The 17906-nt window shown below is 57.2% G+C and carries 17 protein-coding genes and 1 tRNA gene; 11 read left to right on the top strand and 7 right to left on the bottom strand.

What is annotated here, in order from left to right; all coding sequences use genetic code 11:
* Positions 1-736, bottom strand: a 736-nt coding sequence (locus tag ACFDSS_RS07805; RefSeq protein WP_375255203.1) for an NAD(P)/FAD-dependent oxidoreductase, incomplete at its 3' end; no start/stop codon positions are given.
* A 147-nt stretch (positions 737-883) separates the two neighbouring features.
* Here ACFDSS_RS07805 and ACFDSS_RS07800 point away from each other — a divergent pair.
* Both ACFDSS_RS07800 and ACFDSS_RS07795 read left to right on the top strand, forming a co-directional pair.
* A complete protein-coding gene (locus ACFDSS_RS07800; RefSeq protein WP_375255202.1) occupies positions 884-3292 on the top strand; it encodes an FAD-dependent oxidoreductase in 2409 nt (802 codons plus the stop codon).
* On the top strand, positions 3289-3879 hold the full coding sequence (locus ACFDSS_RS07795) for an NTP transferase domain-containing protein (RefSeq protein ID WP_375255201.1): 591 nt from the start codon (positions 3289-3291) through the stop codon (positions 3877-3879). The genes ACFDSS_RS07800 and ACFDSS_RS07795 overlap by 4 nt, the downstream gene beginning before the upstream one ends.
* On the opposite strand, the gene ACFDSS_RS07790 is transcribed toward ACFDSS_RS07795, so the two are convergent.
* Both ACFDSS_RS07790 and ACFDSS_RS07785 read right to left on the bottom strand, forming a co-directional pair.
* Complete coding sequence (locus ACFDSS_RS07790) at positions 3866-4606, bottom strand: Hint domain-containing protein (RefSeq protein ID WP_375255200.1); 741 nt, start codon at positions 4604-4606, stop codon at positions 3866-3868. The genes ACFDSS_RS07795 and ACFDSS_RS07790 overlap by 14 nt on opposite strands.
* 304 nt (positions 4607-4910) lie before the next feature.
* Positions 4911-4996 (bottom strand) — tRNA-Leu (locus tag ACFDSS_RS07785).
* A 126-nt stretch (positions 4997-5122) separates the two neighbouring features.
* Here ACFDSS_RS07785 and ACFDSS_RS07780 point away from each other — a divergent pair.
* Both ACFDSS_RS07780 and ACFDSS_RS07775 read left to right on the top strand, forming a co-directional pair.
* On the top strand, positions 5123-5701 hold the full coding sequence (locus ACFDSS_RS07780; RefSeq protein ID WP_375255199.1) for a YqaA family protein: 579 nt from the start codon (positions 5123-5125) through the stop codon (positions 5699-5701).
* Positions 5698-6159: a disulfide bond formation protein B gene (locus ACFDSS_RS07775; RefSeq protein ID WP_375255198.1), complete on the top strand. Its 462-nt coding sequence runs from the start codon at positions 5698-5700 to the stop codon at positions 6157-6159. Before ACFDSS_RS07780 ends, ACFDSS_RS07775 begins: the two co-directional genes overlap by 4 nt.
* Here ACFDSS_RS07775 and ACFDSS_RS07770 read toward each other — a convergent pair.
* Entirely contained in the window at positions 6146-6565 is a 420-nt protein-coding gene (locus ACFDSS_RS07770) for an Lrp/AsnC family transcriptional regulator (RefSeq protein ID WP_375255197.1), read from the bottom strand. The genes ACFDSS_RS07775 and ACFDSS_RS07770 overlap by 14 nt on opposite strands.
* Positions 6566-6651: 86 nt before the next feature.
* On the opposite strand from ACFDSS_RS07770, the gene rocF reads away from it, so the two are divergent.
* From rocF to gluQRS, 6 genes are all read left to right on the top strand, one after another.
* Positions 6652-7581, top strand: coding sequence for an arginase (gene rocF, locus ACFDSS_RS07765; RefSeq protein WP_375255196.1), 930 nt, complete (start codon positions 6652-6654; stop codon positions 7579-7581).
* Positions 7578-8624 carry an ornithine cyclodeaminase gene (locus tag ACFDSS_RS07760; RefSeq protein ID WP_375255195.1) on the top strand — a complete coding sequence of 349 codons (1047 nt, stop codon included), beginning with the start codon at positions 7578-7580 and terminating at the stop codon, positions 8622-8624. Before rocF ends, ACFDSS_RS07760 begins: the two co-directional genes overlap by 4 nt.
* A gap of 185 nt (positions 8625-8809) precedes the next feature.
* The gene (gene gyrA / locus ACFDSS_RS07755) at positions 8810-11551 is read left to right on the top strand and encodes a DNA gyrase subunit A (RefSeq protein WP_375255194.1); all 2742 of its coding nucleotides are present in this window, start codon (positions 8810-8812) and stop codon (positions 11549-11551) included.
* A gap of 62 nt (positions 11552-11613) precedes the next feature.
* Entirely contained in the window at positions 11614-12969 is a 1356-nt protein-coding gene (trmFO, locus tag ACFDSS_RS07750; RefSeq protein WP_375255193.1) for a methylenetetrahydrofolate--tRNA-(uracil(54)-C(5))-methyltransferase (FADH(2)-oxidizing) TrmFO, read from the top strand.
* Positions 12970-12991: 22 nt separating this feature from the next.
* The gene (locus ACFDSS_RS07745) at positions 12992-13609 is read left to right on the top strand and encodes a class I SAM-dependent DNA methyltransferase (RefSeq protein ID WP_375255192.1); all 618 of its coding nucleotides are present in this window, start codon (positions 12992-12994) and stop codon (positions 13607-13609) included.
* Positions 13606-14436: a tRNA glutamyl-Q(34) synthetase GluQRS gene (gene gluQRS / locus ACFDSS_RS07740; RefSeq protein WP_375255191.1), complete on the top strand. Its 831-nt coding sequence runs from the start codon at positions 13606-13608 to the stop codon at positions 14434-14436. The genes ACFDSS_RS07745 and gluQRS overlap by 4 nt, the downstream gene beginning before the upstream one ends.
* On the opposite strand, the gene hisI is transcribed toward gluQRS, so the two are convergent.
* Positions 14433-14780, bottom strand: coding sequence for a phosphoribosyl-AMP cyclohydrolase (gene hisI / locus ACFDSS_RS07735; protein WP_375255190.1), 348 nt, complete (start codon positions 14778-14780; stop codon positions 14433-14435). The two genes, gluQRS and hisI, sit on opposite strands and share 4 nt — an antisense overlap.
* Before the next feature lie 66 nt (positions 14781-14846).
* Between hisI and ACFDSS_RS07730 the strand changes: the two genes are divergently transcribed.
* Positions 14847-15293: an iron-sulfur cluster assembly scaffold protein gene (locus ACFDSS_RS07730; protein WP_375255189.1), complete on the top strand. Its 447-nt coding sequence runs from the start codon at positions 14847-14849 to the stop codon at positions 15291-15293.
* Between the two features lie 174 nt (positions 15294-15467).
* Here ACFDSS_RS07730 and ACFDSS_RS07725 read toward each other — a convergent pair whose 3' ends face one another.
* Positions 15468-15590, bottom strand: a complete 123-nt coding sequence (locus ACFDSS_RS07725; RefSeq protein ID WP_375255188.1) for a hypothetical protein — start codon at positions 15588-15590, stop codon at positions 15468-15470.
* Between the two features lie 103 nt (positions 15591-15693).
* A complete protein-coding gene (recG, locus tag ACFDSS_RS07720; RefSeq protein ID WP_375255187.1) occupies positions 15694-17784 on the bottom strand; it encodes an ATP-dependent DNA helicase RecG in 2091 nt (696 codons plus the stop codon).
* Positions 17785-17906 lie beyond the last annotated feature (122 nt).

Genomic DNA, 17906 nt, shown 5'->3' with positions numbered 1-17906 from the left:
CTGATGGCAAGCGGCGATCCATGGCAGCGATCTGGGGGATTGTGTCGGTGACAAAATACTGATGTTCCGTCGGCAAAAGCGGCAATGAAATCCCCGCCAGTTTTGCCACCTCCCGCCCCCAAAGACCGGCGGCGTTGATAACCCATTCGGTACGGATGTTGCCATTTGGCGTCTCAACGATCCAAGTGCCATCCGGTTGCGGCACGGTCGCAGTCACAGGCGTAAAACGGTGGATTTCCGCGCCCATCTTGCGCGCGCCAATCGCATAGGCGTTCGTCACACCTGATGGGTCCACATTGCCGCCATCGGGCTCAAACATGATGCAGCGGACGCCATCGTAATTGACCAATGGATGCAAGCGTTCTGCCTCTGTACGGTCCACTTCGTGGAAGTTCATCCCGTAAAATTTGGCCTTTGCCGCCTGTAGATGTAGCTGATGTTCGCGTTCCTCAGTTTGCGCCAGATACAGCGACCCAGGCTGGAACACACCGCAGGATTGGCCGGTTTCTTCCTCCAAAGCGTTATACAGATTCATCGTATAATGCTGGATACGGCTGATGTTGGTGCTGTCATGCAGCCCGTGAATATTGGCGGCCGCGTGCCAAGTGGATCCAGACGTCAACTCGTCACGTTCGAGCAACACGACATCGCTCCATCCCAGTTTTGCCAGATGATACAGGATCGAACAGCCAATAACACCGCCCCCGATGACGACGGCTTGGGCATGAGTACGCATCTGGCAAACCTTTCGTTTGATGACATCTCTAGCGTCTGCAAAGCGGGGTGCGAACGATAGCCATTCACCGACACCAGATGTCGTTTTCTGAACCGCGCTGCAAATTTCGCTGGGCATAGTGCCGATAACAAACAGGAGAACGGCCCCATGAAAACCACCACCCAAGCGGTCATTATCGGCGGTGGCGTCGTTGGCGCCTCAGTACTTTATCATCTGACAAAGCTTGGCTGGACTGACGTGATGCTGCTGGAACGTTCGGAGCTGACATCTGGGTCTACTTGGCATGCGGCGGGCGGGTTTCACACGCTTAATGGCGACACCAACATGGCCGCTTTGCAGGGCTATACGATCAAGCTTTACCGCGAGTTGGAAGCGATCACGGGCATGTCCTGTGGCCTGCACCATGTGGGCGGGGTCACGTTGGCAGACAATCAGGACCGCTTTGATATGCTTGTCGCAGAACGGGCCAAGCACCGCTACATGGGGCTAGAAACCGAAATTGTTGGCCCCGAAGACATCGCCAAGATCGCTCCGATTACAAACCTTGATGGGATTGTGGGTGGGCTTTATGACCCGCTTGACGGGCACCTTGACCCATCCGGCACGACGCACGCCTATGCGAAGGCCGCGCGGATGGGTGGCGCGACGATTGAATTGCACACCAAGGTCGTCGCGACCAATCCGCGCCCTGACGGGACATGGGATGTGGTCACCGACAAGGGCACCATCCATGCAGAACACGTGGTGAATGCTGCGGGTCTCTGGGCGCGTGAGGTGGCTGCTATGGCGGGAACCTACGTCCCCCTGCACCCGATGGAGCACCAATATATCGTCACCGACGATCTGCCAGAAATCTTTGAACGTGACACAGAACACCCCCATGTGATGGATCCCGCTGGCGAAAGCTATCTGCGCCAAGAAGGGCGTGGGCTTTGCATCGGCTTTTATGAGCAAACCTGCGCACCTTGGGCCGTGGACGGCACACCATGGGATTTCGGGCATGAACTATTGCCTGATAACCTTGATAAAATTGCGGATTCGATTGATTTCGCCTATCGCCGTTTTCCGGTACTGGAACGCGCGGGCGTCAAATCGCTGATCCACGGCCCCTTCACCTTTGCACCTGATGGCAACCCTCTTGTGGGGCCGGTGCCGGGTCTGCGGAATTACTGGTCTGCTTGCGGCGTGATGGCAGGCTTCAGCCAAGGTGGTGGCGTCGGCCTGATGCTGGCGCAATGGATGGTTGAAGGCGAATGTGAACGTGATGTCACGGCGATGGATATCGGGCGTTACGGCAATTGGATCACCCCCGGTTACACGCGGCCCAAGGTGATTGAAAACTACCAGCGCCGTTTCTCGGTCAGTTATCCCAACGAAGAATTGCCCGCAGCACGTCCGCATCGTACGACGCCGATGTATGATATTTTCAGTGATCTTGGGGCGGTCTGGGGGCATCAATTCGGGCTTGAGGTCGCCAATTACTTTGCCCAAGACGGCGAGCCAGACTTTGAAACACCCACCTTCCGCCGCTCTGACGCATTTGCAGCCACCGCGCGCGAGGTGAAAGCCGTGCGCGCTGGTGTGGGCATCAACGAGGTCCAGAACTTCGGTAAATTCAGCATCACAGGGTCCGGCGCGCGCACGTGGCTGGACCGGATCATGGCAGGACGCATCCCGCAACCGGGGCGTATGTCTTTGACACCGATGCTGTCGCCCAAGGGACGGCTTTGGGGCGATTTCACCGTGTCTTGCCTGTCGGAAACCGAATTTCAGATCACGGCCAGCTATGGCGCACAGAACATTCACCACCGCTGGTTCCTGCAAAACCTGTCGGGTGACATGGCCGTCGAAAACATCTCGGACCGCCGCACCGGTTTTCAGATCGCAGGCCCGCGCGCGCGTGATCTTTTGGCGGCTTGTACGCGCGACGATGTGACAGCCATGAATTTCATGGATGTGCGACAGATGACCGTCGGCCAAGTGGCCTGCATTGTGCAACGTGTCAGCTATACCGGCGATCTGGGGTATGAAATTTACTGCGATCCGATGGATCAGCGCCAACTCTGGTGGACACTTTGGACCGCAGGACAACCGATGGGGATCACCCCATTTGGGATGCGCGCAATGATGTCGCTGCGGCTGGACAAGTTCTTTGGCTCTTGGTTGTCGGAATTCTCGCCCGATTACACCGCCGCCGAAACCGGCATGGACCGCTTTATCAGCTTCAAAAAGAACACCGATTTCATCGGCCGGGCCGCAGCCGAAGCAGAGCGGGCCAATCCCCCCGCCCGCATGTCGGTCGCGTTTGAGGTCGATGCAGATGATGCCGATGTGGTGGCCTATGAGCCGGTGTTCATCAACGGAGAGGTAAAGGGCTTCTGCACCTCGGGCGGTTTTTCACACCACACGGGCAAATCGATTGCGCTGGCCTTGGTACCGCGTGATATGGGGTCCGATGACATGGAAGTAGAGATCGAAATCATGGGCCAATTGCGCAGGGCCAGGCGGATTGTCACACCGCTCTTTGATCCAGATGGCGCTGTGATGCGCGGATGATCCCGATCCTGATCATGGCGGCAGGTCAGTCAACGCGGATGCGCGGGGCCGACAAAATGCTGGAAGACGCGAACGGAGAGCCGCTCTTGCGACGACAGGTCAAGATGGCCGCAGCCACGGGCGCGCCCGTCTTTGTAGCGCTTCCAACAGGTGCAAGCGCACGGCAAATCGCAATTGCAGACCTCGACGTCGCCGTCTTGACCGTGCCCGAAGCGATAAAGGGACTGTCACACAGCCTGCGCGGCGCTTTGCAACAACTGCCCGGCTGCGATGCGTTCATGGTGATGTTGGCAGATTTGGTGGCGCTGGAAACAGAAGACCTGTTGGACCTCATAAACGCACGACGCGACCAACCCGATGCGATGATCTGGCGTGCGACGACGCAAGCCGGTCAGCCCGGTCATCCAGTGATTTTTGACGCGCGATTGCGCCCCACATTTGAGACCCTGAACGGTGATGATGGCGCGACACCGATCATTGCGCAGAATGCAACGCAGACGGTGCTTGTCCCATTAAAGGGCAATCGGGCGCGTTTTGATCTGGACACACCTGAGGATTGGGCCGCGTGGCGGGCTATTTCCCACTGAAAAACATCCGCGCTTCCTGCCGGCTGATCGTTGCGCGAGCCGCCTGATAGGCTTTGGTACCCGACTTGGTTTCAAGCGCAGGGAAGAGCGCAAACAACTCCTCGCGTTGGGCCGCATCAAGCCCCTTAATCGAGAAATCACCGGGCTGAAAGCTTTCGCTCCATGCGCCATCGCCCAAGACCAATTCATGGTTTTCGCACATGAAATGGTAATAGGTCACATAGGGTTGCTCCGACACAGAGACGCCGGGCAGATCGCAAAGATCCTTCGCCGCGACAAGCACTTCGGCCTGACCAAAATGCAGGCGTGCAAGGTCAGACACGATCAGCATTCGGTGCGCTGGCGACACAAGCATGTCGGTTTCAGGGCGGTTATTGCCTAATGCGCCAGCAGCAATATGGATCGGTCGCAATGCGGCGAGCGCTTGCAGCTGCACATGGTCGAGCCGCTTTTTTCCGACCCAAGTGAGCGTTTGAATGCCGTTGTCACGGGTAATCACACGATCGCCCGATTGGAGCGTTTCGACAGGGACACCCCCGCGTGGAGTTGCGATAATGGCGCCGGACGTAAAACACGGGATCAGCTGTTCGATCTGTGCGACCTGCAACGCGCTCTGGTCCGAAAAACGCAGTATGCTGGCCGCGAGGTTTTCAACATCAATATCAAATGAACTGAGGTCACGGGGACACAGATCAAGCCGGTCAATCGCCTGCTTCAATCCCGACAAAGCGTCGTGCCTCAAAGGCCTACAATAAGAAAGCCGCTTACCATGCTTTCCTCTCCCCCGTTTTGGACCGAAACAATGGCCCACAAAACAAACCCAATGCGGCACTTGCACAGCGCACCTGCGCGCATCTTGCATAATTCAACCGTCTAATTTCATAGTCAGCATGTTTCAACTGATAAGGCACTATACGTGTGCAGAAACCCTACGTCATTCGCCTATAGCGGGTATAACTGACCAAATGTTGAGCTTTTCCTACAGAATTCACGCGTACATCACAACATCTAGTTCTCATCGCGGGTGTTTGTGGTGCCGATGGAGAGACTCGAACTCTCACGATATTGCTATCGGGGGATTTTGAATCCCCTGCGTCTACCATTCCGCCACATCGGCCACAGACACTTCCATTAAAGCGCTGATTTGGTGGCGTCAATCGGGTTTTGAGCCCAATTGATGAATGCCCGGACTTGACCCGCAACACCGCGCATGGCCTAAGGCCAAAAAGGGAACTCACCACAGATGCTGCGCGCGCTTTACAATTGGACAATCTCTCTGGCGCAATCGCCAAATGCGCTTTGGGCGCTGGCGATTGTGGCGTTCGTGGAATCTTCCTTCTTTCCGATCCCGCCGGATGTCTTGATGATTCCCATGATTATCGCGCGGCCATCACGCGCCTTTGTAATCGCGACAGTGGCAACGGTCGCATCGGTCGCGGGCGGGTTGTTTGGCTATTACATCGGTGCCGCCCTGATGGAGACTGTTGGCCAGCCGATCCTCGAATTCTACGGCAAGGGGGCCAGCTTCGCCGAAATGGCTGCCGTGTTTAACGCCTACGGCGCGTGGGCGGTGGTGGTTGCGGGCGTGACGTTTCTGCCGTTCAAGGTGATTACAATCGCATCAGGGGTGACGGGGCTGCCGTTGGGCGTTTTCATCGTCTCCTCCATCTTTGCCCGGGCTTTGCGATTCTTTCTTGTGGCCGCGCTCTTGTGGAGATTCGGCGCCCCAATCCGGGACTTCATTGAACGTCGCCTGGGACTTGTTTTCATCGTGTTTTGTGCTTTGTTGATCTTGGGTTTTGCAGCGTTGGGGTTCCTATGACACGTCCATTTTATGTCGCCGTATCAGCGGGCGGGTCGGCCGCGCTTTTGGCCGGTGCCTATCTGTTTCAGGCCTTGGGGTACCCACCCTGCGCGATATGCCTATGGCAGCGTTGGCCACATTTTGCGGCGATCGTAATCGGGGTTTTGGCGTGGAAATTGGGGGGTCGTGTCTTGCCAGCTCTGGGTGCCTTGGCCGCTGCGACGACTGCGGGCATCGGTGTCTATCACACCGGCGTTGAACGTGACTTTTGGGAAGGACCAAGCACATGCACCGGCGGCGGCAGTCTGGACGGCCTGAGTGGGGCCGACCTTTTGACGATCACAGGCCCCAATATCGTGCTCTGCGATCAGGTGACCTGGGAGCTGTTTTCGCTGTCGATGGCAAGCTGGAACGCAGGTGCGTCCGCGGTCTTGGTCATCGGCTGGATCATGGCCATCCGTGCTAACGACGCGTAGACAAAAGCAGGTTCGTCTCTGATCGCGTAACCCCCTCCAGCCGCCGGATCGCGAAGAGTATTTCGTCGAACTGTTCCAGTGTCTGGGTGCCGATTTCAGCGACCAGATCCCAGGTCCCGTTGGTGGAATGGACCGCCTGCACCTGCGGCATACGCTGCAACTGTTTCATGGTCTTTTCAGCACCCCGCCCGGCAATCGCAAGCATCATCAACCCGCGTACCGCATCAGGGCGCACATCAGAGCGGGTCAGCACGGTGAATCCCGCGATTTCACCCCCCTGCACCAGACGATCAAGGCGCACGCGCACGGTGCTACGCGTGATTCCAAGCTCGGCGGCAAGCTCCGACAATGATGCCCGCCCGTTGCGCTTGAGCGACGCGATGAGGTCTCCGTCCAGTTTGTCCATTCTGTCTGCCCATTATGACAAGTATGCCACCACTTTGCACAATTTGAAGGCTTATCCCACCCCTTGTTTTGCGTAACACTCAACGCATGACACAAAAACATTGCATCCTTGTCGGCGCACCTGTGGACTGCGGCAAAAGACGCCGCGGCTGCCTTATGGGGCCAGACGCCTACCGGACCGCCGGCATCGCCGAGGCGATTGCCGAGCTTGGCCACACCGTCGCAGATATCGGCAACCTGACCCCGAAAGCGGTCACGGTGCCTGCCCCGCAAAATCCGCTGGTCCATGCATTGGCCGAAAACGTCGGCTGGACTCATACTTTGATGTCGGCCGCACAGCAGGCAGCGCCCAAAGGGATGCCGATCTTCCTGGGCGGCGATCATGCGCTGGCGGCTGGCACCGTGGCAGGCATGGCCGCACATGCGCAATCCGAAGGCCGTCCGTTCTTCGCACTCTGGCTCGATGCCCATAGCGATATCCACACGCCCGAAACAACCGACAGCGGCAATTTGCACGGCACACCCGTAGGTTACGTCACAGGCCGCCCGGGTTTTGAGGCCTATCCACCCCTGCCCGCGATTGTCGAAAGCCGCAACATCTGCATGGTTGGGCTGCGCTCCGTTGACGCCGCAGAGCGGGCGATTTTGTCAGATGGCGATGTGACCCTCGTCGATATGCGCCGCATTGACGAAGAAGGCATCAGCGCGCCGCTGCAGGCCTTCCTCAACCGCGTCGCGGCTGAAGACGGGATGCTGCATGTGTCCTTGGATGTCGATTTTCTGGATCCATCCATCGCCCCAGCCGTCGGCACCACTGTGCCCGGTGGCGCAACTGTCCGCGAGGGGCATCTGGTGATGGAAATGCTGTCCGATAGCGGGCTTGTCACATCGCTCGATCTTGTGGAATTGAACCCGTTTCTGGATGACCGTGGGAAAACAGCAAACCTGATGGTTGAGCTGACCGCCTCACTGCTTGGTCGTCGCATCTTTGACCGTCCAACAAGAGATAAATCATGAGCCTGAAAGCATCAAAACTGGCGATGGTGCCATTCGTTAGCGTCGATAACATGATGCGGCTTGTCCACCACATCGGGATCGAGACGTTTCTGGCCGATCTTGCCCGCGAAATCGAAGTTGACTTCGCCCGTTGGGAACTCTTTGACAAAACGCCGCGGCTTGGCAGCCATTCGGACGTTGGCGTGATTGAATTGATGCCGACATCAGACGGCACGCAGTACGGTTTCAAATATGTAAACGGCCACCCCAAAAACATGAAAGAAGGCCTGCAAACCGTGACAGCTTTTGGTGTTTTGGCAGATGTCGATACCGGCTATCCGACACTTTTCAGCGAAATGACGATCCTGACGGCCCTGCGCACCGGTGCGATGTCGGCGGTCGCGACTAGGCATCTCGCGTCGCCGGACGCCAAAACGATGGCGATGATCGGCAACGGCGCACAATCTGAGTTCCAATGCCTCGCGATCAAAGCGGTCTGTGGAATCGACGATATCCGGCTCTATGACATCGACAATGCCGCAACCGAAAAATGCATGACCAACCTGTCCGGTCTGGGCTTCAACATCACCCCATGCGACACGCCAGAACAGGCGATTGAGGGCGCTGACGTTATCACCGTCGCCACCGCGGATAAGGACATGCAGACAATTCTGACCGATAACATGGTTGGTGCGGGCGTCCACATCAACGCCATCGGCGGCGACTGCCCCGGTAAAACCGAATTGCACCGCGACATTGTCGCGCGGTCCTCTGTGTTTGTGGAATACCCGCCGCAGACGCGCATCGAAGGCGAAATCCAGCAGATGCCAGAGGATCACCCGGTGACGGAACTTTGGCAGGTCATTACCGGCGCACAAAAGGGGCGGCAATCATCCAGCGAGGTCACACTTTTTGATGGCGTCGGCTTTGCAATCGAGGATTTCAGTGCCTTGCGGTATGTGCACCAAAAGATACAGAACACGCCCTACTACATCGACATTGATCTGGTGGCCGATCCAGACGACCCACGTGACCTCTTTGGGATGCTCAGACGCGCACGTTAACACGGCTGATGCCATCCGGTAACAGCAGGCGCCGGAGCCTCCGGCGGGAGTTTTTTTGGCCAAGATGAAATGGAGAGTGGTGACTGTCTGCCGGTCACCGCGCATCCGCCATTGCGTGCTATATCAAGTGTCTGCTATGTTAAGATCAACAAAATATAGCAGTGCAGGCAAGCCGGGCGGATAACGTGAACGATACTCCAGAAACACCTGAAAATGAAGAAGAAATGCCGCCTATGCGCCCCGCATATGATGGCCCCTCTGTCACCATCGAACATGAGTTGAAAACCAGCTACCTCGATTACGCCATGAGTGTCATCGTGTCGCGCGCCATTCCGGACCTGCGTGATGGTCTCAAACCGGTGCACCGCCGCATTCTTTTTGCGATGCACGGCACCAACAACACGCCCGACAAGCCCTACCGGAAATCCTCTCGGCCCGTCGCCGAAACCATGGGTAAATACCACCCTCACGGTGACAGCGCTATTTACGACGCACTGGTGCGGATGGCGCAGGATTTCTCCATGTCGCTGGTGCTTTTGGATGGTCAGGGCAATTTCGGCTCAATGGATGGTGATCGCGCTGCGGCCTATCGTTATACCGAAGTGCGCATGGACCAGCCGGCTGTCTATCTATTGGCGGATATCGACAAAGACACCGTCGATTTTCAGGACAACTACGACGGCAAGGACCGCGAACCGACGGTTTTGCCCGCGCGCTACCCCAATATGCTGGTGAACGGCGCGGGCGGCATTGCCGTCGGCATGGCAACCAATATTCCGCCGCATAACCTTGGCGAAGTCGTTGATGCGACCCTCGCTTTGATCGACAGCCCGGATTTGTCGTCCGAGGAATTGATTTCCTATATTCCAGCCCCAGATTTCCCCACAGGCGGGATTATTCTTGGCCGCGCTGGTGCGCGCAAAGCGTATCTGGAAGGACGCGGATCGGTGATTGTGCGTGCGAAAACCGCGGTGGAGGAGATCCGCAAGGATCGCTACGCCATTGTTATCAATGAAATTCCCTATCAGGTGAATAAAGCCGCGATGATCGACAAAATCGCGGAAGCTGCCCGCGACAAGAAAATCGAAGGCATCGCCCACGTCCAAGACGAATCTGACCGTAACGGCGTCCGCGTTGTGGTCGAGCTGAAGCGTGATGCCACGGCAGAAGTCGTGTTGAACCAACTCTTCCGCTTTACGCCGATGCAAACCTATTTCGGCTGTAACATGCTCGCTTTGAATGGCGGCAAGCCTGAGCAATTGACCCTGCGGGCCTTTCTGACCGCCTTCGTTGACTTCCGCGAAGAGGTCGTGGCCCGCCGCACCGCGTTTGAATTGCGCAAGGCACGTGAACGCTCGCATCTGCTGTGTGGTTTGGCTGTTGCTGTGACAAATATCGACGAAGTTGTTGCGACAATCCGATCTTCCGCCGATGCAGCGACTGCTCGTGAAAAACTGATGACGCGCCGCTGGCCCGCCGAAGCGATTTTGGAATACATCAAGTTGATTGATGATCCGACCCATCCCGCCAATGACGATGGTACTTACAACCTGTCTGAGGCACAGGCCCGCGCAATTCTGGAATTGCGCCTGCAACGCCTGACCCAGATCGGCGTCAAGGAAGTCACTGATGAATTGCAGGAATTGGCGGGCAAGATCCGCGAGTACCTTGAAATCCTTGGCTCGCGCGAGCGTATCATGCAAATCATCCGTGACGAATTGCATGAGGTCCGCAATCTCTTTGCCGTCCCGCGCCGCACTGAGATCGTCGATTGGTCCGGCGACATGGAAGACGAAGACCTGATCGAAAAAGAAGACATGGTCGTCACAGTCACCTCTGGTGGGTACATCAAACGCACCGCCTTGACCGACTTCCGCGCGCAGCGCCGTGGCGGCAAAGGTCTGTCTTCGATGGCGACTAAGGAAGAGGACGTGGTCACCACCCTTTTCGTTGCCAATACGCATACCCAGCTTTTGTTCTTCACGACCGACGGCATGGTTTACAAACTGAAAACCTGGCGCCTGCCGCTGGGCAGCCGGACGGCCAAAGGCAAGGCGATCGTCAATATCCTGCCGATCCCGACAGGTGTTTCCATCGCCGCGATCATGCCTGTGGACCGCCCGGAAGAGGAGTGGGACGATTTGCAGGTTGTCTTTGCCACCTCTGCGGGCACGGTGCGCCGCAACAAACTGTCGGATTTCACCAACGTCATGCGCAATGGCAAGATTGCGATGAAGTTTGAGGACGATCACGCCGATACCACGCTGATTAACGCACGGATCGCGTCCAATGATGACGATGTGATGCTGGTCACCGACAGTGGCCGTGCGATCCGCTTCCCTGCCACCGATGTGCGTGTCTTCAATTCACGCAGTTCTGTTGGTGTGCGCGGGATCAGGCTGCAAGGTCATGATAAAGTCGTTTCAATGTCGATCATCCGCCACTTCAAGGCGGAAGCCGAAGAACGTGCCGCTTACCTCAAGATGCGCCGCGCGATGGCCGGTCTTGCGGATGATGCAGAAGTCGATGATGAGGAAGACACCGTCGCAGGCGCGATCAGCCCCGAACGCTATGCAGAAATGTCAGCCGTTGAAAACCTGATCCTGACGATCACGGCGCAGGGGTCTGGGAAACTGTCTTCCAGCCATGATTATCCTGTGCGCGGACGTGGCGGCATGGGTGTTGCCGCGATGGACAAGGCGATGCGCGGCGGCCCGCTCGTGACCTCCTTCCCGGTTGAAATGTCCGATCAGATCATGCTGGTCACGTCCACCGGACAATCAATCCGCGTGCCGATCGAAGGGATTTCCTTCCGGTCGCGCGGTGCGGGTGGTGTGAAGGTCTTTGACACAGGTAAAGGTGAAACCGTGGTCAGCGTGGCGTGGATCGCCGACCAGGGCGACGAAGACGACGAGGAAGACGCATAAAACAAAGGCCCGCGAATGTTGCGGGCCTTTCCTTTTGCATATGGTCGCATTAGATCAGCCCCATGACACAGACACTCAATATCATCGGTGGCGGCATGGCCGGATCAGAGGCCGCCTGGCAGGCCGCAAACGCAGGGCTTAACGTCGTGATCCATGAGATGCGCCCGAAGGTCGGAACCTTTGCGCATCGCACGGGCAATCTTGGCGAAATGGTCTGTTCAAATTCGTTCCGCTCAGACGATCATGAGCAAAACGCCGTGGGCTTGCTGCATTGGGAAATGATGCAAGCCCACGGGTTGATTATGCAAACCGCCTACAAGCACCGCTTGCCTGCTGGTGGTGCTTTGGCGGTGGATCGAGACCCATTTGCACAAAGCGTCACAGCCGCGTTGACGGCGCACCCAAATATTTCCGTTTCTTATGAAGAGATTACGGCCCTGCCTGAAGACGGGCACTGGATCATTGCGACGGGTCCTTTGACCTCAGGCAACCTTGCGGAAGCGATCGCAACAGAAACCGGCGCCGAGGCTTTGGCGTTTTTCGATGCAATCGCCCCCATCGTCTATCACGAGACGATCAACATGGACGTCGCATGGATGCAGTCGCGATACGACAAGGGCGAGACGGAGGCAGAACGCACAGCCTACCTTAATTGTCCAATGACCAAAGACCAGTATGAGGCGTTTATCGACGCGCTCCTGGCCGCGGACAAAACCGAGTTCAAGGAAGGCGAAACCGCGGGCTATTTCGATGGCTGTTTGCCGATTGAGGTGATGGCTGAACGCGGCCGCGAAACATTGCGCTTTGGCCCGATGAAGCCTGTGGGTCTGACCAATGCCAATGACCCCGAGAACAAGCCCTACGCCGTCGTTCAGCTACGCCGTGACAACGCGCTTGGCACACTTTTTAACATTGTAGGCTTTCAGACTAAAATGAAATACGGTTCTCAAAAGGCTGTTTTCAAAACAATTCCCGGGTTAGAGAATGCTGAATTTGCGCGCTTGGGCGGAGTTCACCGCAACACATTTATAAATTCGCCGACGCTGCTGGACGCTGAGATGCGTTTGCGCTCGCGCCCCAATATTCGCTTAGCGGGCCAGATCACAGGTGTCGAAGGTTACGTTGAAAGTGCGGCAATGGGATTGCTTGCCGGTCGGATGGCTGTCGCGGAACTCACGGGTCAGACGCTCAACCCTGTGCCGAACACCACGGCGGTGGGCGCGCTTGTGACGCATATCACTGGCGGCGCGGAGGCGAAGACCTTTCAGCCGATGAACGTCAATTTCGGCCTTTTTCCACCGCTGGAAGGCGTCAAAGGCGGGCGGCGTGGCCGCAAGGACCGCTACAAAGCCTATACGGATCGCGCAAAGACTGATTGGCAAGCTTGGCTTGGTCAGATCGCACTGGACGCGGCCTGATCTGCGGCTCTAGACTGGTTCTATGACAGATAAGAAAGACGTCTTGCAGCCATCGCTCTGGACCCCGCGCCCTGTGGACGAGACGATCGCGGTCTATGCCGATTGGGCCGACCGCTATCATGCGGAAGTCACAGAACGCGGTTATCAAACCCCCGACAGGCTGGCGGCGGCCTTGACCAAATTCGCTGCATTGGATACCGAAATCCTTGATTTTGGCTGCGGTACGGGGATTGGCGGCGCGGCTTTGCGGAAAGTCGGTTTTCGAACCATCGACGGAACCGATGTCACCAGGCAGATGTTGGATCAAGTGGCGGATCGCAGCATTTACCGCAAGACGTGGCACGCCAGTCCGGCCGACATGGGATTTGCGGCCGGCAGCTATCCGGTGATCGTGGCAGTCGGTGTCATCAGCCTTGGTGCGGCCCCGCCGGAAACACTGGCCCCTTTGATTGATATGATGCCCGAGCATGGGTTATTGGCGATGTCCTACAATGACCCAACGCTTGCAGACCAAAGCTATGCGGACGCGCTTGATGCGGTGTGCGATGCTGGATTGGCTGAGGTGATTTTCCGCGAACATGGGCCACATCTGGATGACGTCGGGATGGGTTCTGATGTCATCATCCTGCGCCACACGTGATTACCCGTTTCGCACCTTCGCCCACCGGGCTGCTGCATCTGGGTCACGCGTATTCCGCGCTCACGGTCTGGGATGTTGCAGAACAATTTGATGGCACGGCTCTCTTGCGGATCGAAGATACCGACAGCACCCGTGTGCGACCAGAGTACGAGGACGCGATATATGAAGATCTCGCATGGCTTGGCCTGTCTTGGCCAAGACCGGTCAGGCGGCAATCGGCGCATATGGCTGACTATGCGCAAACCCTGCTTCGCCTCGCGGTTGGTGGGTTGATCTACCCCTGTTCCTGCACGCGACGCCAGATCACGGACGCAGGTGCTGCGAAGGGTGCCGATGGCCCTGTCTATCCCGGTACATGCCGAGAAAGGTCCATGGCTGATGCAAAACAAATGGATGGCCTGCGCCTGAATGTGGCCAGGGCGATGGAACGGATTGGCGTCAATCTGAGCTATATTGAGATCAGTGACGGGGTTCCGGTCACCGTGATTACGACCGCAGCACAAATCATATCAGAGCTTGGCGATCCGATCTTGCAGCGCAAGGACACCGGCGATCCGGCCTACCATTTGGCTTGTGTGCATGATGATGCCCTGCAGAAAGTCACTCATGTCGTGCGTGGGCAAGACCTGCAGGCGCTCACGCCATTGCATGTGCTGCTGCAAAAGTTGTTGGGTTATCCGACACCGGTCTACTATCACCACGGCTTGGTCACGAATGAGGACGGCAAGCGCCTTGCAAAAATTGACCAGTCAAAAGCGATTGCGAAATATCGGGCCGAAGCCGCTACGGTGGCAGATGTCAAAGCCATGATCGGTTGGGTCGATTAATCGACCTCAACCTCTGCACCATCCTGCACGCTGGTAAAAAAACAATTCCGGCGCCCGGTGTGACAAGCTGGCCCGCTTTGATCGACGGCCACCAGCAAGCAATCACGGTCGCAGTCTATGCGGAAATCAACCAGCCCTTGCGTATTTCCGCTTGTGGCCCCCTTGACCCAGAATTCCTGACGCGACCGGGACCAATAAGTGACCTTGCGGGTGTGCAATGTGCGGGCCACTGCTTCGGCATTCATCCACGCCAACATCAGAACTTCGCCAGAATTCGCATCCTGTGCGATCACGGGAATAAGCCCAGCATCATTGTATCGCAGTGTCGAAGGGTCAAAAGACATATCAAAAACCTTTGCAAGCCTGTGCTTGCGCCCTATCTAAGGGGGACACTGACGAAGGGCAACGCGATGTCTGCGGAAACCGATCTTATCAAGCTCTATTCAGGGCGCATTCTGGCCCTCGCCGCTGACATGCCGCGCACCACCCGTTTGGAAACCCCCGACGCGACCGCCAAGAAGCGCGCGCCGCTGTGTGGATCAACCGTCACCGTAGATGTGAATCTGCGCGATGGGGTGATTTCGGACTATGGCCAAGACGTGAAAGCCTGCGCATTGGGACAGGCGGCAGCCGCCGTTGTGGGGGCCAACGTCGTCGGTTTGACTGTGGCGCAGGTGCAAGAGGGACGCGACGCGCTATTTGCGATGTTGAAGGAAGATGGACCGGTCCCAACTGCCCCATTTGAAGCGCTCGAAGTGTTGCAACCGGCCAAAGATTACAAAAACCGCCATGCGTCCATCATGCTGGCCTTTGATGCTACGCTTGACGCGCTGCATCACCAGCACGCCAGCGTATAAAAAACCGCCGCACATCCGGGGCAGGATGGCGGCGGCAGGAATAAACGATCAGGTCCGGTCATTTGTTCAACGGGGAGAGGCAAAACCCCCGCGATGAACAATGACAGGCAGGTCAATACCACATTGCAGCTTGGGACAGGGCAATGGGCGGACCGGACCTAAACGTCAGGCAAGTCAGATTAGCCCAGGCAGAGACAATCCGACGATCAGCATAACGGCCAGAGCAACCACCCCAAGCGCATCCATCAACAGCGTGTCGCGCGAGCGGGCGATGACCGATTTGATTTCCTGTGCCATATGATGTTCCCTTTTCGTTCTGTTGCTGTTTTGTTCTCATATGATTAATGCGTTGTAAAGAACTTTTTAGGAACATCTGCGAACATTTTTGGGGTATATTTGACTAACCCACTGTTATTAAACGGATAGCTTTGTCCTGCTCCATCAACCAAAGGAGCACTCTGGCCGCTTTTCCGCGCGGCGATTGCAGCGATGGATCGTCATTCAACAACCGTCGCGCATCTGTTTGTGCAATGGCCATCTGGGGTGCGTGTCGTTCAAGGTCTGCGATATGGAAGCGCGGCAGGCCCGATTGCGCGGTGCCGATCACATCCCCTGCCCCGCGCATCGCCAGATCTTCGTCCGATATCCGAAAGCCATCTTCGGTTTCCCGCAAAATCTCCAATCGCCTGCGGCCGGTCTCGCTTAGAGGCGCTTGGTAGATCAGCAAACAGGTTGAGGCCGCGGCCCCTCTGCCAACACGCCCCCGCAATTGGTGCAACTGTGCCAAGCCAAACCTTTCAGCATGTTCGATCATCATGATGGAAGCATTGGGCACATTCACACCCACCTCAATCACGGTCGTGGCGACAAGTACTTTTGTCTGTCCAGCCACAAACCGCGCCATCGCCGCATCTTTTTCAGCGGGCGGCATCTGACCGTGAACAAGCCCGACAATGCCTTCACCAAGGGCCGCGCGCAATCTCTTGAAGCGTTCCTCTGCCGCCGTCATATCGACGATTTCGCTTTCCTCAACCAATGGGCAGACCCAATAGGCCTGCTTGCCATCCGCCACTGCTTTGCGCAGCTTGTCGACCACCTCATCCATCCGCGATGCAGACACAAGCGCCGTTTGGACTGGCGTCCTCCCGGGTGGTTTTTCATCCAGCACCGACACGTCCATATCGCCATATTGGGCAAGCGCCAGTGAGCGCGGAATGGGTGTGGCCGTCATCACCAAGACATCCACGGAGCGTCCTTTCGCCCCCAACTGCATACGCTGTGCCACACCAAAACGGTGCTGTTCATCAATCACGGCAAGGCGTAAATCATCGAAGATCACATCCTTTTGAAACACCGCATGGGTGCCCACCAAAATCTGAATCTCACCCGCCGCCAAAGCCGCGAGCTTTTCGCGCCGTGCGGCACCCTTGTCTCGCCCCGTCAAAAGCGCGAGAGCAACGCCAGCACTCTGCGCCAAAGGCCGTAAACCATCCAGATGCTGGCGCGCCAAAATCTCGGTCGGGGCCATCATCACACCCTGCCCGCCCGCCTCTACCACGCCCAATAAAGCCATCAAGGCAACAAGCGTCTTGCCAGAGCCAACATCCCCCTGCAGCAAGCGGTTCATGCGGATGGGCGCACCAAGATCGGCCCCGATTTCGCTCACAGCACGAGTTTGTGCAGCGGTTGGCACATAGGGCAGCGCCGCCAAAACCTTCGCTGTCAGCGCGCCTGTCGGAACAGATGCGATGCCCTTCGCCCGCCGCGAGGCCGCGCGCGCCAATGCCAGCGTTAACTGATGCGCAAACAACTCATCATAGGCAAGCCGCGCCCACGATACCGCATTCGGGCCAACCTCCGAAAGCGACGTCGGACTATGCGCTGCAACCAATGCATCGCGCCAATCAGACCATTTTTCGCGGGCCTTGAGTGCAGGGTCAATCCACTCGGCCAGCTCTGGTGCCATCGCCAATGCGGACCTTGTGGCCTTGAACATCGTTTTTTGCGTGATCCCCGCATGAAGGGGATAAACCGGCTCAAATGCAGGAATGTCACCGGCCTCATGGAGCGGCAGAATATGATCCGGATGCACAATTTGTGCAACATTATCAAATACCTCTACCCTTCCTGAAATGATCCTCCGCTGACCTGTTGGCAAAATGCGCTGCAAATAATTGCCACGTGCATGAAAGAAAACGAGCTGAAAACTGGTGGATGCGTCCTCCACAAAGACGCGGTACGGGCGGCCTCGCGTGCGCGGCGGGTGATGTTCGCCGACAAGAACCTCGACCGTGGCAACGGCCGGGGCCACCACGTCCAAAACGCTCGATTTGCGGCTGCGGTCGACGCCTGTGTGTGGCAAGGTCATTAGAATATCGCGTGGTTTTTCAATGCCAGCTGCCTCTAGCGCCTGTGCGGATTTTGGGCCGATGCCGTCAAGCTTCGTCAGCGCGCCAAAAAGCGGAAAGAGAACCTCCGGGCGTCCGCTCATGTGGCGCCAATCAGGGCGAGCCAGGCATCCTCATCCATCGCTTCAACCCCGAGATCAGCGGCTTTCCTGGCCTTCGATCCCGCCCCCGGCCCTGCCACCAGGATATCGGTCTTTGAACTAAC

Origin of the sequence: Yoonia sp., from assembly GCF_042093035.1 — a bacterium.
Taxonomy (GTDB): Bacteria; Pseudomonadota; Alphaproteobacteria; order Rhodobacterales; family Rhodobacteraceae; genus Yoonia.
This window is presented reverse-complemented; position numbering and strand designations above follow the sequence as displayed.

Bases quoted from the DNA above. Each gene is read 5' to 3' on its own strand.
- ACFDSS_RS07775 (WP_375255198.1), top strand. From the start codon at position 5,698: ATGACACGTCCATTTTATGTCGCCGTATCAGCGGGCGGGTCGGCCGCG.
- ACFDSS_RS07745 (WP_375255192.1), top strand. From the start codon at position 12,992: ATGACAGATAAGAAAGACGTCTTGCAGCCATCGCTCTGGACCCCGCGC.
- ACFDSS_RS07725 (WP_375255188.1), bottom strand. From the start codon at position 15,590: ATGGCACAGGAAATCAAATCGGTCATCGCCCGCTCGCGCGACACGCTG.
- hisI (WP_375255190.1), bottom strand. From the start codon at position 14,780: ATGTCTTTTGACCCTTCGACACTGCGATACAATGATGCTGGGCTTATT.
- ACFDSS_RS07780 (WP_375255199.1), top strand. From the start codon at position 5,123: ATGCTGCGCGCGCTTTACAATTGGACAATCTCTCTGGCGCAATCGCCA.
- recG (WP_375255187.1), bottom strand. From the start codon at position 17,784: ATGAGCGGACGCCCGGAGGTTCTCTTTCCGCTTTTTGGCGCGCTGACG.
- ACFDSS_RS07730 (WP_375255189.1), top strand. From the start codon at position 14,847: ATGTCTGCGGAAACCGATCTTATCAAGCTCTATTCAGGGCGCATTCTG.
- ACFDSS_RS07795 (WP_375255201.1), top strand. From the start codon at position 3,289: ATGATCCCGATCCTGATCATGGCGGCAGGTCAGTCAACGCGGATGCGC.
- ACFDSS_RS07760 (WP_375255195.1), top strand. From the start codon at position 7,578: ATGAGCCTGAAAGCATCAAAACTGGCGATGGTGCCATTCGTTAGCGTC.
- ACFDSS_RS07800 (WP_375255202.1), top strand. From the start codon at position 884: ATGAAAACCACCACCCAAGCGGTCATTATCGGCGGTGGCGTCGTTGGC.
- rocF (WP_375255196.1), top strand. From the start codon at position 6,652: ATGACACAAAAACATTGCATCCTTGTCGGCGCACCTGTGGACTGCGGC.
- trmFO (WP_375255193.1), top strand. From the start codon at position 11,614: ATGACACAGACACTCAATATCATCGGTGGCGGCATGGCCGGATCAGAG.
- ACFDSS_RS07770 (WP_375255197.1), bottom strand. From the start codon at position 6,565: ATGGACAAACTGGACGGAGACCTCATCGCGTCGCTCAAGCGCAACGGG.